We start from the raw sequence: 13753 nt of genomic DNA on the forward strand, positions 1-13753 counted from the left end.
GCGTCAGAAGAGGCGCGAGTCGACGTCGTCGACGCCGCGCATCGCGTCGTAGTCGAGCACGAGGCAGCCGATGCCGCGGTCGGTCGCGAGCACGCGCGCCTGCGGCTTGATCTCCTGCGCGGCGAACACGCCGCGCACGGGCGCGAGCAGCGGGTCGCGGTTGAGCAGCTCGAGGTAGCGCGTGAGCTGCTCGACGCCGTCGATGTCGCCCCGGCGCTTGATCTCGACCGCGACCGTCGCGCCGAGCGGGTCCTTGGCGAGGATGTCGACGGGACCGATCGCCGTCGGGTACTCGCGGCGCACGAGGGTGTGGCCCGAGCCGAGCAGCTCGATCTGCGCGGCCAGCATCTCCTGGAGGTGCGCCTCGACGCCGTCCTTGACGAGCCCCGGGTCGACGCCGAGCTCGTGCGAGCTGTCGTGCTGCACCTCGTGCAGCTCGATCTCCAGCCGGTCGTCGCTCTTCGCGTGCTGCACGGCCCAGACCTCCGTGACGCCGCGCTCGCGCGCCTCGTCGGAGGGCGCGCGCACCGCGAGCGAGCACGGCGGGCTCATCCAGTTCAGCGGCTTGTACGACCCGCCGTCCGAGTGCAGCAGCACGCTCCCGTCGGCCTTGACGATGAGCACGCGCGTCGCGAGCGGCAGGTGGGCGGACAGGCGGCCCGTGTAGCGGGCGGAGCAGCGGGCGACGACGAGGCGCATGAGGCGGGTCCTCCGGGTCGGTTGTGGGCGGTCCGGTCACGGCGTCTGCCCCCGGGGCGACGCCTCAGACGACGACGTCGCGCCGCCCCGGAGGCGCGGCCTCCAGCCAGGAGGCGAGGCCCTCGTAGGCGGCCCGCGACATCGTGAGCTCGAAGTCCTGGCCGCGGTAGCGGCAGCGGACGAGGTAGGTGTCGGACGCCTCGCCGGCGAGCGGCTCACGGCCCGCGATGACGAGGTCGTAGCGGGACCAGGTGCGGGCGGGCCGCAGCGACACGGACCACAGCCGCCACCAGTCGATGCGGCCGACGCCGTAGTGCGCGATGCCCGCGACCCACGGGGCCCCGGGGGCGCCCGCGCGCCGCGCGCCGCACTCGAACGAGCCGACGCGGTGCGACAGGGCGCGCAGACGCCACACCCCCAGCCCGATCGCGACAAGGACGAGGACGAGCAGTCCGAGCGCGATCCAGGCCAGGGGCGTCATGGTCGGGCGGAGGTCAGCGGGCCGGTACGGACTCGACGGAGTCCGCCACGATCGTGACCTGGTTCGAGTCGACGGAGAGGAACCCGCCGGAGACGCGGACCTCGAGGGACTCCCCCTCGCCCGCGATGCGTACCGAGCCCTCCTGCAGCACGGAGAGCAGCGGCGAGTGGTCCGCGAGGATGCCGATCTCGCCGTCCGCCGCGGGGGCCGTGACCCGCTGCGCGCGGCCCGACCAGATCTTGCGGTCCGCCGCCACGAGGTCGACGTTCAGCTGTGCCACGGGAACTCCTTCATGGGCGGTTCATGCCCGGTGTGCTGTCCGGGACGACGCCCGGTCCGCGTGCGGCGGACCGGGTCGGGAGCGACGCCCACGGGGCCGGACCGTACGGCCCGGCCCCGTGCGAGCGTCGGGTCAGGCGCCGTACTCCTTCTGGATGCGGGCCCAGTTGCGCTCGAGGTCCTCGAGGCCACCGATGTTGTAGAAGGCCTGCTCGGAGATGTGGTCGAACTCGCCGTCGGCGATCTTCTTGAACGCCTCGATGGTCTCGCTCAGCGGGACCGTCGAGCCCACGACGCCGGTGAACTTCTCCGCCATGTAGGTGTTCTGGGAGAGGAACTGCTGGATGCGGCGCGCGCGCGCGACGACCGTCTTGTCCTCCTCCGAGAGCTCGTCCACACCGAGGATCGCGATGATGTCCTGGAGCTCCTTGTTGCGCTGCAGGATCGACTTCACGCGCGTCGCGACGTCGTAGTGCTCCTGGCCCACGTAGCGCGGGTCGAGGATGCGGCTCGTCGAGGCGAGCGGGTCCACCGCGGGGTACAGACCGCGCGAGGCGATCTCACGGGAGAGCTCGGTCGTCGCGTCGAGGTGCGCGAACGTCGTCGCCGGCGCCGGGTCGGTGTAGTCGTCCGCAGGGACGTAGATCGCCTGGAGCGACGTGATCGAGTGACCACGCGTCGAGGTGATGCGCTCCTGGAGCAGACCCATCTCGTCGGCGAGGTTCGGCTGGTAACCGACCGCGGACGGCATGCGCCCGAGCAGCGTCGACACCTCGGAACCCGCCTGCGTGAAGCGGAAGATGTTGTCGATGAACAGGAGGACGTCCTGCTTCTTCACGTCACGGAAGTACTCCGCCATGGTCAGCGCGGAGAGCGCGACGCGAAGACGCGTGCCCGGGGGCTCGTCCATCTGGCCGAAGACGAGGGCGGTCTTGTCGAAGACGCCCGCGTCCTCCATCTCGTGGATGAGGTCGTTGCCCTCACGCGTGCGCTCGCCGACGCCGGCGAACACCGAGACACCGCCGTGGTCCTGCGCGACGCGCTGGATCATCTCCTGGATGAGGACCGTCTTGCCGACGCCCGCACCACCGAAGAGGCCGATCTTCCCACCCTGCACGTACGGCGTGAGGAGGTCGATGACCTTGATGCCCGTCTCGAACATCGTGGTCTTCGACTCGAGCTGGTCGAACGCCGGGGGCTTGCGGTGGATCGGCCAGCGCTCGGTGATCTCGATCGTCTCGCCGGGCTCGGCGTTGAGGACGTCGCCCGTGACGTTGAAGACCTTGCCCTTGGTGACGTCGCCGACGGGGACGCTGATCGGGGCGCCCGTGTCGGTGACCTGCGCGCCGCGGACGAGGCCGTCCGTCGGCTTGAGGGCGATCGCACGGATGAGCGAGTCGCCCAGGTGCTGGGCGACCTCGAGCGTGAGCGTGAACGACTTCTCGCCCTCGCCCTGCGACGACAGGTCGATGTCGACGGTCAGCGCGTTGTAGATGTCGGGGATGGCGTCCGCCGGGAACTCGATGTCCACGACGGGGCCGATCACACGAGCGACTCGGCCCACGCCGGGACCGCTGGAGTGCTCGACCTGTGCTTCCACGGTGGTGGCGGTCATTGCTGGCCTCGCTTCGCAGTGCCGGAGTGGTCCCCGGCGGGTTCGGTCAGGATGTCGGTGATGGTGCTGGCCGCGCGGGCCGCGCGGCCCGTCATGACGCCGCCAGGGCGTCGGCACCCGAGACGATCTCGCTGATCTCCTGGGTGATGTCCGCCTGGCGCGCCTGGTTCGCGAGCCGCGTGTAGTTGCGGATGAGGTCCTCCGCGTTGTCCGTCGCGGTGTGCATCGCCCGCTGCCGCGCCGCGAGCTCGGACGCCGCCGCCTCGAGGAGGCAGCTGAAGATCCGGCTGCGGACGTAGCGCGGGAGCAGCGCGTCGAGCACCGCCTCCGGCGAGGGCTCGAAGTCGTACAGCGGGAGCACGTCGTGCTTGCCGGCGGGGGCGACGCCCTCGACGACCTCGAGCGGGAGCATCCGCACGACGCGGGGGCGCTGCGTGACCATGTTGACGAACTGCGTGTAGACGATGTGCAGCTCGCTCACGCCGCCCTCGGCGGCCGGCGCGAGGAAGGCCCCGAGCAGGGTCTCGGCGATCTCGCCGGCGACCTCCGCGTTGGGGGCGTCCGACCCGTACGACCACGTGCCCGCGAGCTCGCGCCCGCGGAACGTGTAGTACTGGATCGCCCGACGGCCGGCCGCGTAGAGCGCGACCTCCTTGCCCTCGGCGGTGAGCCGCTCCACGAGGCGCTCCGTCTCGCGGATGATCGACGCCGAGTAGGCGCCGGCCATGCCGCGGTCGGACGCGACGACGAGCACCGCGACACGGTTGGTGTCCGTGCGCTCGCTCGTCAGCGGGTGCTGCGTCGTCGTGTGCGTCGCGACGGCCGACACCGCCCGGGTGATCGCCCGGGCGTACGGCGCCGCGGCCGCGGTGCGGTCGCGGGCCTTGCCGATGCGCGACGCGGCGATGAGCTCCTGCGCGCGGAACATCTTCTTGAGCGACTGCGTCGACTTGATCCGCTGCTTGTAGACGCGCTGGGATCCGGCCATGCTCAGGCCCTCTTCTGCCGGACGATCTGCTCCTGCTCGATCTCCGTCTCGGTCTCGTCCTCGGTGTCGCCGCCGACGAGCGGCGTGCCGTCACCCTTGAGGAAGCCGGCACGGAAGGCGTCGACCGCCTCCGAGAGCTGCGCCTCGGTCGCGTCCTCGAGCTTGCCCGTCTCGACGATCGTCGAGAAGACGTCCGTGTTGCGGCGCAGGTGGTCGAGCATCTCGGACTCGAAGCGGCGCACGTCCTCGACGGGGACGTCGTCGAGCTTGCCCTTGGTGCCGGCCCAGATCGACGCGACCTGCTCCTCGACCGGGAACGGCGAGTACTGGCCCTGCTTGAGCAGCTCCATGAGGACCGCACCACGCTGGAGCTGGCCGCGCGACGCCGCGTCGAGGTCGGACGCGAACATCGCGAACGCCTCGAGCGAGCGGTACTGCGCGAGCTCGAGCTTCAGCGTGCCCGAGACCTTCTTCATCGCCTTGACCTGGGCGTCACCACCGACGCGCGACACCGAGATGCCGACGTCGACGGCCGGACGCTGGTCCGCGTTGAAGAGGTCGGACTGGAGGAAGATCTGCCCGTCCGTGATGGAGATGACGTTCGTCGGGATGTACGCCGAGACGTCGTTCGCCTTCGTCTCGATGACCGGCAGACCCGTCATCGAGCCCGCGCCCAGCTCGTCCGAGAGCTTCGCGCAACGCTCGAGGAGGCGGGAGTGCAGGTAGAAGACGTCACCGGGGTACGCCTCGCGGCCCGGCGGGCGGCGCAGCAGCAGCGACACGGCGCGGTACGCCTCGGCCTGCTTCGACAGGTCGTCGAACACGATGAGGACGTGCTTGCCGCCGTACATCCAGTGCTGGCCGATGGCCGAGCCGGTGTAGGGGGCGAGGTACTTGAAGCCCGCCGGGTCGGACGCCGGGGCCGCGACGATCGTCGTGTACTCGAGCGCGCCGGCCTCCTCGAGCGCGCCGCGGACCGACGCGATCGTCGAGCCCTTCTGGCCGATGGCGACGTAGATGCAGCGGACCTGCTTGGTCGGGTCGCCCGACTCCCAGTTCGCCTTCTGGTTGATGATCGTGTCGATCGCGATCGCCGTCTTGCCCGTCTGGCGGTCGCCGATGATCAGCTGACGCTGACCGCGGCCGATCGGGATCATCGAGTCGATCGCCTTGAGGCCCGTCTGGAGGGGCTCGTGGACCGACTTGCGCGCCATGACACCGGGCGCCTGGAGCTCGAGGGCGCGGCGGCCCTCCGTCGCGACCTCGCCGAGGCCGTCGATCGGGTTGCCCAGCGGGTCGACGACGCGACCGAGGTAGCCGTCACCGACCGGGACGGAGAGGACCTCGCCCGTGCGACGGACCTCCTGCCCCTCCTCGATGCCGGTGAACTCGCCGAGCACGACGACACCGATCTCGCGGACGTCGAGGTTGAGGGCGAGACCGAGGGTCCCGTCCTCGAAGCGCAGCAGCTCGTTGGCCATCGCGCCCGGGAGACCCTCGACCTGGGCGATGCCGTCGGCGGCCAGGGTGACCCGGCCCACCTCCTCGGACACGGCGCCCTCGGGCTCGTAGGACTTCACGAAGCTGTCCAGAGCGGCCCGGATCTCCTCCGGCCGGATCGTCAGCTCAGCCATTGCTCTTCTCCTGTCGTGGCCGCACCTCGTGGTTCGGGTGCGGTCGAACGTTTGTCGGTTGTGCGGCCGGTGGCCGGCAGGACGGTCGTCGGTCGGAAGGGTGGGCCGGTCAGCTCACGAGACGTCGGCGCGCGTCGGCCAGCCGGGCCAGCACCGTGGAGTCCACGACGTCGGCACCGACCTGGACGCGCATCCCGCCGAGGACGGCGGGGTCGACCGTGACGTTGAGCTGCACGGCCCGCCCGTAGGCCCGCTCGAGCAGCGCCGAGAGGCGGTCGAGCTGTGCCTGCGTGAGCACCGTCGCCGACGTCACGGAGGCGACGAGCCGCTGCCGACGCTCGGCCGCGACCTCACCGATCCAGCCCAGCGTCGGGACGAACCGGCGCCCGCGCAGCGCGCGCGTCGCGTGGACCGCGAGCACCTCGGTCGCACGGTCGGCCTTCCCGCCGAGCAGCGCGTGCACGAAGGCGGCGCGACGCTCGGGGTCGATCGTGTCGTCGGAGAGGATCTGCCGTGCCTCGCGCTGCCCGACGAGCGCGCGCGACGTCCGGAAGAGCTCGTCCTCGACCTGCTCGAGCGCACCACGGGACTGGGCGGACGCGAGGACCGCCTCCAGACCGAGGCGCTCGGTCGCGTCCGCGAGGTCGCTCTCGCGCGACCACCGCGACCGGACGAGGCCGGCCATGAGGTCGACGACGCGCTCGTCGAAGCCCGACGCGAGGACGGCCGTGACCAGCGCCGCCTTGTCCGCACCGGAGCGGGACGGGTCGGCGAGCGAGCGCCGCAGCGGCGCCGACTCGTCGAGCGCCGCCGTGACCGCGAAGAGCTGCTCGCCGAGCGCGAGCGCGCTCTCGCCCGCCGAGCGCAGGACCGGCTCGAACCGGTCCCGCGCCTGCGTCAGGGACTCGCCGCTCGTTCCGCGCATCAGCGCTCCTCGGTGCCGGGACCGGTGCCCGCCGCGCTCGCCGCCGCGGGACCCGCGGCCTCGAGCTCGTCGAGGAAGCGGTCGACGACGCGGCTCTGGCGTGCCGAGTCGGCGAGCGACTCGCCCACGATCTTGGAGGCGAGCTCCGTCGCGAGCAGACCGACGTCGTTGCGCAGCGAGACCGCGGCCTGCTGGCGCTCGGCCTCGATCTGGCGGTGCGCCGTCTCGACGATGCGCGCGGCGTCGTCGGACGCCTTGGCCCGCAGGTCGGAGACGATCGCCGAGCCCTCGGCGCGCGCCTCCTCACGGATCTTCGCCGCCTCGGTGCGTGCCTCCTGGAGCTGCTGGTGGTACTCCGCCAGCGCCGCCGCGGCCTCGGCCTGGGCGGACTCCGCCTTGGCCAGACCGCCCTCGATCTTCGCGGTGCGCTCGTCCAGGACCGCCTGGAACTTCGGCAGGACCGCCTTGTAGAAGACGACCGCGATGATGACGAGGACGACGGCCGACCACAGGATGTCGTAGCCGGCGGGGAGGAACAGGTCGATGCCTGCCGGCTCCTCGCCGGTCTCCGCCGCGAGGGTCAGCGCGGCGTCAGCCAGCGCCGTCATCACTGGAAGAGGAAGCCGGCGACGAGCCCGAGCAGCGCGAGCAGCTCGACGAACGCGACACCGAGGAACATGGTGGCGCGGAGCTGGCCGGCGACCTCAGGCTGGCGGGCCATGCCCTCGACGGTCTTGCCGATGAGGATGCCGAGGCCGATGCCCGGGCCGATCGCGGCGATGCCGTAACCGATCGTGTTGATGCTGCCGGAGACCTCGGCGAGGGTGGTGACGTCCACGTGTGCTCGTTCCTTCCGTTGGGCGCCCGACCGGTCGGCCGGGCGTCACATTGAGTGGTGCGTGGTGGGAGAGGGTCGGTCGGGGCGCGCGGTGCGGCCTCGGGTCAGTGCTCCTCTTCGAGCGCGATGTTCAGGTACACCGACGCGAGGAGCGCGAAGATGTAGGCCTGCAGGGCCGCGACGAGGAGCTCGAAGAGCGTGAAGATCAGCCCGCCGGCGAGCGTCAGGACGCCGAAGGCCTTCATCGCGGGGACCGCCTCGAAGACGAAGTACTGCGTCGCGGCGAAGCACAGGACCAGCATGATGTGGCCGGCGACCATGTTGGCGACGAGACGGATCGCGAGCGAGGCCGGCCGGATGATGAGGATCTGGAGCAGCTCGATCGGGGTGACGATCAGGTAGATCGGCGCCGGGATCCCCGGGGGGAAGAGGCTGTTCTTGAGGTAGCCGCCGAGGCCGTGCGCCTTGATGCCCACGGCCCAGTAGGTGACGAGCACCCACAGCGCGAGCAGGAAGGGCAGGCCCATGCGGGCGGTACCGGCCATGTTGAGGCCGGGGATGATGCCCGTGAGGTTGAAGGCGAGGACCGCGAAGAAGATCGTCGTGATCATGGGGACGAAGCGCTTGGCGTGCTCCTTGCCCATGATCTCCTCGACGATCTGGACCCGGACGAAGTCCAGCATCATCTCGATCGCGTTCTGGAAGCGCCCGGGGACCAGGCGCGCCCGACGCGCGGCGACGACGAAGATCGCGAGGAGGACGATCGTGGCCACGATCCGGACGATCCAGATCCGGTCGATCTGGAAGATGGTGCCCTCGAAGAGGATCGCCGGCGGGAAGAAGTCGGCGATGGACGGCGCGTGGAAGCCACCTTCGCTCTCGGATGCAGCGAGGAGCACGGGGGTCGCAAGCGTGGACAGGGTGGACTCCCAATGGTCGTGTGGTCCGGGCAGCCGTCACCCGTGGGTGGGCACGCCGTCGGACCTGGCCGTCATGGATTCGCCAGTAGCCTAACGTATGGATCCGCGTGCTCTCGCCGTTCCCGGCCGCTTGTGACATTTTGCTCATGCTGCGGGACGAGGGTCCCTCCCCCCGCGCGGCGGCCCCGTGGTACGTCGGCGGCGCGCCGGTGGTACGTCAGCGCGCCGCGGGGTCGACGTACGGGATCCGTCCCCTGCTCACGGCCCGGTAGTCGAGCGCGGCGGAGCCGATCACGCCGACGAGCAGCACCCCGGCGAACACCCACCGGTCGTAGAAGTCCATGCCGCGCAGCACGACGAGGACGGCGATCAGCACCATCATCTTGCCGAGCCAGCTCGCCATGACGATCGCGGCCGTCGTCGTCGGGCTGGAGTCGACGGTGCGCAGCATCGTCCAGACCGTGGTCGCGGAGAAGATCAGGGCGACGCCCACGCCCAGGAGCGCGCCCCAGACGCCCGGTAGCCCCGCGACGAGCGCACCGACCGCGACGCCGAGCACGGTCAGCGCGCCGAGCAGCACCAGCACGTCGCGCAGGGCGGTGCGGAACACCGCACGCACGGCGCGGCCGTGCGCGCCGATCGTCTGCTCGACGGGGCCCTCGGTCGCCGTGCTGCCCGACCTGCCGTCCACCGTGCCGTCCGGCCTGCCCTCCGGCCTGGCGTCCGGTCGGTCGTCCGGGCGGGCGGGCTCGGGCTGGCTCGTCGTCATCTCAGGGCTTCCTTCGGCGGGGTGGGGACGGCGGACGACGCGGCCGGATCGCTGGACCCGGGCGCGGAGGAGGTGGGGGGCGCGAGGGCCGGCGGGACGTCGACCGCCGCGGCGGCGTCGTCGTCGAGGAACCGCCCGCGCGTGCGCAGCGGTCCGAGCGTGAGGAGCGCCGCGGCCACGACGGCCCCGGCGAGCCCTGCGGCGACGCCGTGCCAGTGCCACTGGACCAGCGCGACGGCGGCGAACGCGAACACGGCCGTCCACACGTAGAGGATGAGCACGGCGCGCCGGTGCGAGTGCCCGATCGCGAGCATCCGGTGGTGCAGGTGCATGCGGTCCGGGTGGAACGGGGACTTGCCGCGCGCGACGCGGCGCACGACCGCCATGGCCATGTCGAGCAGCGGCAGGAGGATCACCGCGAGCGGCAGGAGGAGCGGGATGAACGCCGGGATCTGCTGCGCCCCGGAGAGCGTGGTCGTGTCGACCCGGCCCGTCACGACGATCGCCGCGGCGGAGAACACGAGGCCGAGGACCATCGAGCCCGAGTCCCCCATGAAGATCCGGGCGGGATGGAAGTTGTGCGGCAGGAACCCGACGCAGATGCCGACGAGGGCCGCGATGACGAGGGTCGCGAGGCTCGAGTAGTCGTCGGCGCTCGCCTTCTGCGTGAGCACGTACGAGTAGACGAAGAACGCGGCGCCCCCGATCGCGACGAGGCCGGCCGCGAGGCCGTCGAGGCCGTCCACGAAGTTCACGGCGTTCATGGCCACCACGACCACGAGGATCGTGGCGACGAGCTGGAGGCGCGAGGACCAGATGAGCTGCTGCTCCCCGATGGGGATGGGCAGCGTGAACAGCACGACGCCCTGGCTCGCCATGAGCCCGGCCGCGAGCACCTGGCCCGCGAGCTTGGTCATCCAGTCGAGGTCCCAGATGTCGTCGGCGATGCCGAGCAGGCAGACGATCGCCGCGGCGCCGACGATCCCCCAGATCCGGGCGTCGGCGACCATCTGCCCCGCGACCTCGCCGACGAAGACGCTCTCGAGGAAGGGCATCTGCGACGCGAAGACGACCGCCACCACCAGCCCCAGCAGCATCGCGAGACCGCCGAGCCGGGGGGTCGGGATCGTGTGGACGTCGCGGTCGCGCACCGCCGTGATGGCGCCCGTGCGCAGCGCGACCCAGCGCGCGAAGGGTGTCGCGAGGAACGTCACCGCGGCGGCGACGAGCATCACGAGCAGGTAGACCCTCACCCGCCGTTCGCCTCCGGCTCCCCGGCGTCGCCGGAGCCTCGGGTCTCGGCGGGCGCGTCGGGGACGGCAGCCTCGACGGGCACCGTCTCCTGCGGCTCCGGGGCGGCGTCCGCGGCCGGCTCGTCGTCGGGGCCGAGGACGGGCGCGACCTCGCGCAGCTGCTCGAGCGTCACGGCCCCCTGCCGCACGACGCGCAGCGCGCCGGACGTCGCGTCGACGATCGTGGACGCCACTCCCCCGGGCGCCGTCCCGCCGTCGAGGTAGACGCCGACGGCGCTGCCGAGCTGCTCGCGCGCGTCGTCGACGTGCAGCGCGGCGGGGCGGCCCGTCGCGTTCGCGGACGACACGGCGAGGGGCCCGGTGCGGCGCAGGAGCGCGAGCGCGGCCGGGTGGTCGGGCATGCGCAGCGCGACCGTGCCGTGCGTCTCGCCGAGGTCCCACGCGAGCGACGGCTGGGCCCGCAGGATGATCGTGAACCCGCCGGGCCAGAACGCCTCGACGAGGCGGCGGGCGTCGTCGGGCACGTCGGTGGCGAGGCCGTCGAGCGTGCGCGCGTCCGGGACGAGAACCGGCGGCGGCATGTGCCGGCCGCGGCCCTTCGCGGCGAGCAGCGCGGACACCGCCTCGGCGTCGAAGGCGTCGGCGCCGATGCCGTAGACGGTGTCGGTGGGCAGCACGACGAGGCCACCGCGGGAGATCGCGTTGACCGCCTCGTCGATGCCGGCGCCCCAGGTGTTCGGGTCGGTCACGGGGTGGACGGAGCTCACGGGTCCATCCTTCCACGCCCGTGCGGGGACCCTGGGTCATCGGCGGCACCGACGGCACCGGCTCGGCGCGCCACGACCATGCGGTCGCGGCCCGTGAGGTCCGTCAGGGTGCGCACCTCGACGAACGCGCCTGCGGCGCGGGCGGCGGCCCGCACGTCGGCCGCCTGCACCTCCGCGTGCTCCATGACGAACAGGCCGCCGGGCCGCAGCAGGCGCGCGGCGGCGCGCACGACGGCGCGCGGCACCTCCAGCCCGTCGGCGCCGCGACCGTAGAGCGCCAGGTCGGGGTCGTGGTCGCGGACCTCGGGGTCGACCGGCACCGCGTCCGGCGGGATGTACGGCGGGTTCGACACGACGACGTCGACCGTCCCGTCGAGCTCGGCGAGCAGGGCCGGGTCGCCCACGTCGCCGACGAGCGTGCGCTGGGTGCCCGACCCCACGCGCGCGGCGTTCGCCGTCGTCGCGCGGACGGCGTCGGGCGAGAGGTCGACCGCGACGACGCGCGAGCCCGGCACCTCGACGTCGACGCTGATCCCGATGACGCCCGACCCGCAGCACAGGTCCACGACGAGCGGCGGCCGGTCCGCGCGGCCCGGGTCGCCGAGGAGCCGTGCCGCCTCGTCGATCGCGACCTGCGCGACCGTCTCCGTCTCCGGGCGGGGCACGAAGACGTCGTCGAGCACCTCGACCGTGACGTGCCGGAACACGGTGTGCCCGACGATGCGCTGGAGCGGCTCACGCCCTCGTCGGCGCTCCACCGCGTCCGCGAAGTCGGCGAGGAAGCGGTCGGTCGCGCCCGTCGGGAGCGCGGGGGCGAGCGGGGCGTCGCCCGCGGGGAGCCGGTACCACTCGAGGCGCGGCAGGCCGAGGCTCCAGGCCGCGAGGGCCTCCGCGTCGTGGCGCGCGGACGGGACGCCGGCCTCCACGAGGATCCCCTCGGCGGCCCGCACCGCGCGCCGCAGGTCGTCCGCGGTGAGCGCGGCGGGCACGGACCGCTCGGTGCGCGCGTCGCCCATCTCAGGCCTCGCCCGCGGCGGCGAGCCGGGCCGCCTCGTCCGCCTCCACGGCCGAGCGCACGACGGGGTCGAGGTCGCCGTCGAGCACCTGGTCGAGGTTGTACGCCTTGTACCCGGTGCGGTGGTCCGCGATGCGGTTCTCCGGGAAGTTGTACGTGCGGATGCGCTCGGAGCGGTCGACCGTCCGCACCTGGGAGCGCCGCAGGTCCGCCGCCTCCGCGGCGGCCGCCTCCTGCTGCGCGGCGAGCAGACGCGCGCGCAGCACGCGCATCGCCTGCTCCCGGTTCTGGAGCTGCGACTTCTCGTTCTGCATCGACACGACGATCCCCGTCGGCAGGTGCGTGATCCGCACCGCGGAGTCGGTCGTGTTGACCGACTGCCCGCCCGGGCCCGACGAGCGGTAGACGTCGATGCGCAGGTCGTTCGGGTCGATCTCGACCTCGCCCGCGTCCTCGACCTCGGGGAACACGAGCACGCCGGCGGCAGACGTGTGGATGCGGCCCTGCGACTCCGTCACGGGCACGCGCTGGACCCGGTGCACGCCGCCCTCGTACTTGAGGTTGGCCCAGACGCCCTCGGCCGGGTCGGACGGCGTGCTGCGCGCCTTCACCGCGACCTGGACGTCCTTGTAGCCGCCGAGGTCGGAGTCGGTCGACTCCAGGACCTCCGTCTTCCAGCCGCGGCGCTCGGCGTACCGCAGGTACATGCGCAGCAGGTCGCCCGCGAACAGTGCCGACTCCTCGCCGCCCTCGCCCGCCTTGATCTCGAGGATGACGTCGCGGCCGTCGTCGGGGTCGCGCGGGACGAGCACGCGGCGCAGGCGCTCGCGCGCCTCCTCCTCGGTGGCGCGCAGGCCCGGGAGCTCGTCGGCGAACGCGTCGCCGTCGTCGCCGCCCAGCGCGGCGAGCTCGGCCGCGGCCTCGGCGTCGTCGCTCGCCTCGCGCCACGCCCGGTACGCGCCCACGACCTGGTTCAGCTCGGCGTAGCGCCGCCCGAGCGTGCGGGCGCGGCCCGCGTCGGCGTGGACGGCCGGGTCGGCGAGCTGCGCCTCGATCTCGGCGTGCTCGGCCAGCAGCGGCACGACGGCGGCGAACGACTCGGTCACGGACGGCTCCTCGGGCGGTACGGCGATGCGGGACGGCGGTCGCGGCGCGGCGCGCGGGCGCCGGGCGTGCGGTCGCACGCGGGCGCGTCACCGGGGCCCGGCGTTCCGACCGGCCCCCGACAACGCGACAGCGCCGGTGGTCCGAGCGCACCGACTGCCCCTGGAGAGGTTGTCGGGCTCGGACCACCGGCGCTGCGGTGCTGCTACTTGTCGGCGTCCTTCTTGCCGTAGCGCGCCTGGAAGCGGGCCACGCGGCCACCGGTGTCGAGGATCTTCTGCTTGCCCGTGTAGAACGGGTGGCAGGCGCTGCACACGTCGGAGCTGATCTTGCCCGACGCCTCGGTGCTGCGCGTCACGAACGTGTTCCCGCAGGTGCACGTCACCTCGGTGACGACGTACTCGGGGTGGATACCAGACTTCACGGTTTTCTCCTTGGGGTGACGTCTCCGGGTCAGGTGCGGCTA

The 13753-nt window shown here is 72.5% G+C and carries 16 protein-coding genes; all 16 read right to left on the minus strand.

Annotation, left to right across the window (positions count from 1 at the left end):
- Positions 1-3 precede the first annotated feature (3 nt).
- Complete coding sequence (gene nucS / locus RSE42_RS13450; RefSeq protein ID WP_021480889.1) at positions 4-699, minus strand: endonuclease NucS; 696 nt, start codon at positions 697-699, stop codon at positions 4-6.
- 64 nt (positions 700-763) lie between these two features.
- Positions 764-1180: a DUF2550 domain-containing protein gene (locus RSE42_RS13455; RefSeq protein ID WP_034653511.1), complete on the minus strand. Its 417-nt coding sequence runs from the start codon at positions 1178-1180 to the stop codon at positions 764-766.
- A gap of 13 nt (positions 1181-1193) precedes the next feature.
- Positions 1194-1460: a F0F1 ATP synthase subunit epsilon gene (locus RSE42_RS13460; RefSeq protein ID WP_021480887.1), complete on the minus strand. Its 267-nt coding sequence runs from the start codon at positions 1458-1460 to the stop codon at positions 1194-1196.
- A 132-nt stretch (positions 1461-1592) separates the two neighbouring features.
- Positions 1593-3074, minus strand: coding sequence for a F0F1 ATP synthase subunit beta (atpD, locus tag RSE42_RS13465; protein WP_021480886.1), 1482 nt, complete (start codon positions 3072-3074; stop codon positions 1593-1595).
- A 91-nt stretch (positions 3075-3165) separates the two neighbouring features.
- Complete coding sequence (locus RSE42_RS13470; protein WP_043655657.1) at positions 3166-4062, minus strand: F0F1 ATP synthase subunit gamma; 897 nt, start codon at positions 4060-4062, stop codon at positions 3166-3168.
- A 2-nt stretch (positions 4063-4064) separates the two neighbouring features.
- Positions 4065-5696 carry a F0F1 ATP synthase subunit alpha gene (gene atpA, locus RSE42_RS13475; protein ID WP_034653508.1) on the minus strand — a complete coding sequence of 544 codons (1632 nt, stop codon included), beginning with the start codon at positions 5694-5696 and terminating at the stop codon, positions 4065-4067.
- 109 nt (positions 5697-5805) lie between these two features.
- Positions 5806-6621 (minus strand): F0F1 ATP synthase subunit delta, encoded by an 816-nt coding sequence (locus tag RSE42_RS13480; RefSeq protein ID WP_043655661.1) that lies wholly within the window; start codon positions 6619-6621, stop codon positions 5806-5808.
- Positions 6621-7229 carry a F0F1 ATP synthase subunit B gene (locus tag RSE42_RS13485; protein ID WP_034653505.1) on the minus strand — a complete coding sequence of 203 codons (609 nt, stop codon included), beginning with the start codon at positions 7227-7229 and terminating at the stop codon, positions 6621-6623. The genes RSE42_RS13480 and RSE42_RS13485 overlap by 1 nt, the downstream gene beginning before the upstream one ends.
- The gene (locus tag RSE42_RS13490; RefSeq protein ID WP_021482769.1) at positions 7229-7459 is read right to left on the minus strand and encodes an ATP synthase F0 subunit C; all 231 of its coding nucleotides are present in this window, start codon (positions 7457-7459) and stop codon (positions 7229-7231) included. The genes RSE42_RS13485 and RSE42_RS13490 overlap by 1 nt, the downstream gene beginning before the upstream one ends.
- A 104-nt stretch (positions 7460-7563) precedes the next feature.
- On the minus strand, positions 7564-8358 hold the full coding sequence (atpB, locus tag RSE42_RS13495) for a F0F1 ATP synthase subunit A (protein WP_021482770.1): 795 nt from the start codon (positions 8356-8358) through the stop codon (positions 7564-7566).
- 238 nt (positions 8359-8596) lie between these two features.
- Positions 8597-9148, minus strand: a complete 552-nt coding sequence (locus RSE42_RS13500; RefSeq protein WP_232322745.1) for a hypothetical protein — start codon at positions 9146-9148, stop codon at positions 8597-8599.
- Positions 9145-10401, minus strand: a complete 1257-nt coding sequence (locus RSE42_RS13505; protein WP_081600065.1) for a glycosyltransferase family 4 protein — start codon at positions 10399-10401, stop codon at positions 9145-9147. The genes RSE42_RS13500 and RSE42_RS13505 overlap by 4 nt, the downstream gene beginning before the upstream one ends.
- Entirely contained in the window at positions 10398-11168 is a 771-nt protein-coding gene (locus RSE42_RS13510; protein WP_081895890.1) for an L-threonylcarbamoyladenylate synthase, read from the minus strand. Before RSE42_RS13510 ends, RSE42_RS13505 begins: the two co-directional genes overlap by 4 nt.
- Positions 11165-12184 carry a peptide chain release factor N(5)-glutamine methyltransferase gene (prmC, locus tag RSE42_RS13515; protein WP_415296605.1) on the minus strand — a complete coding sequence of 340 codons (1020 nt, stop codon included), beginning with the start codon at positions 12182-12184 and terminating at the stop codon, positions 11165-11167. Before prmC ends, RSE42_RS13510 begins: the two co-directional genes overlap by 4 nt.
- Before the next feature lies 1 nt (position 12185).
- The gene (gene prfA, locus RSE42_RS13520; RefSeq protein WP_043655669.1) at positions 12186-13289 is read right to left on the minus strand and encodes a peptide chain release factor 1; all 1104 of its coding nucleotides are present in this window, start codon (positions 13287-13289) and stop codon (positions 12186-12188) included.
- A 203-nt stretch (positions 13290-13492) separates the two neighbouring features.
- Positions 13493-13711 (minus strand): 50S ribosomal protein L31, encoded by a 219-nt coding sequence (gene rpmE, locus RSE42_RS13525; protein ID WP_021483241.1) that lies wholly within the window; start codon positions 13709-13711, stop codon positions 13493-13495.
- Positions 13712-13753 lie beyond the last annotated feature (42 nt).

The sequence above is a fragment of the Cellulosimicrobium sp. SJTW-1 genome (assembly GCF_047716875.1).
Taxonomy (GTDB): domain Bacteria; phylum Actinomycetota; class Actinomycetes; order Actinomycetales; family Cellulomonadaceae; genus Cellulosimicrobium; species Cellulosimicrobium funkei.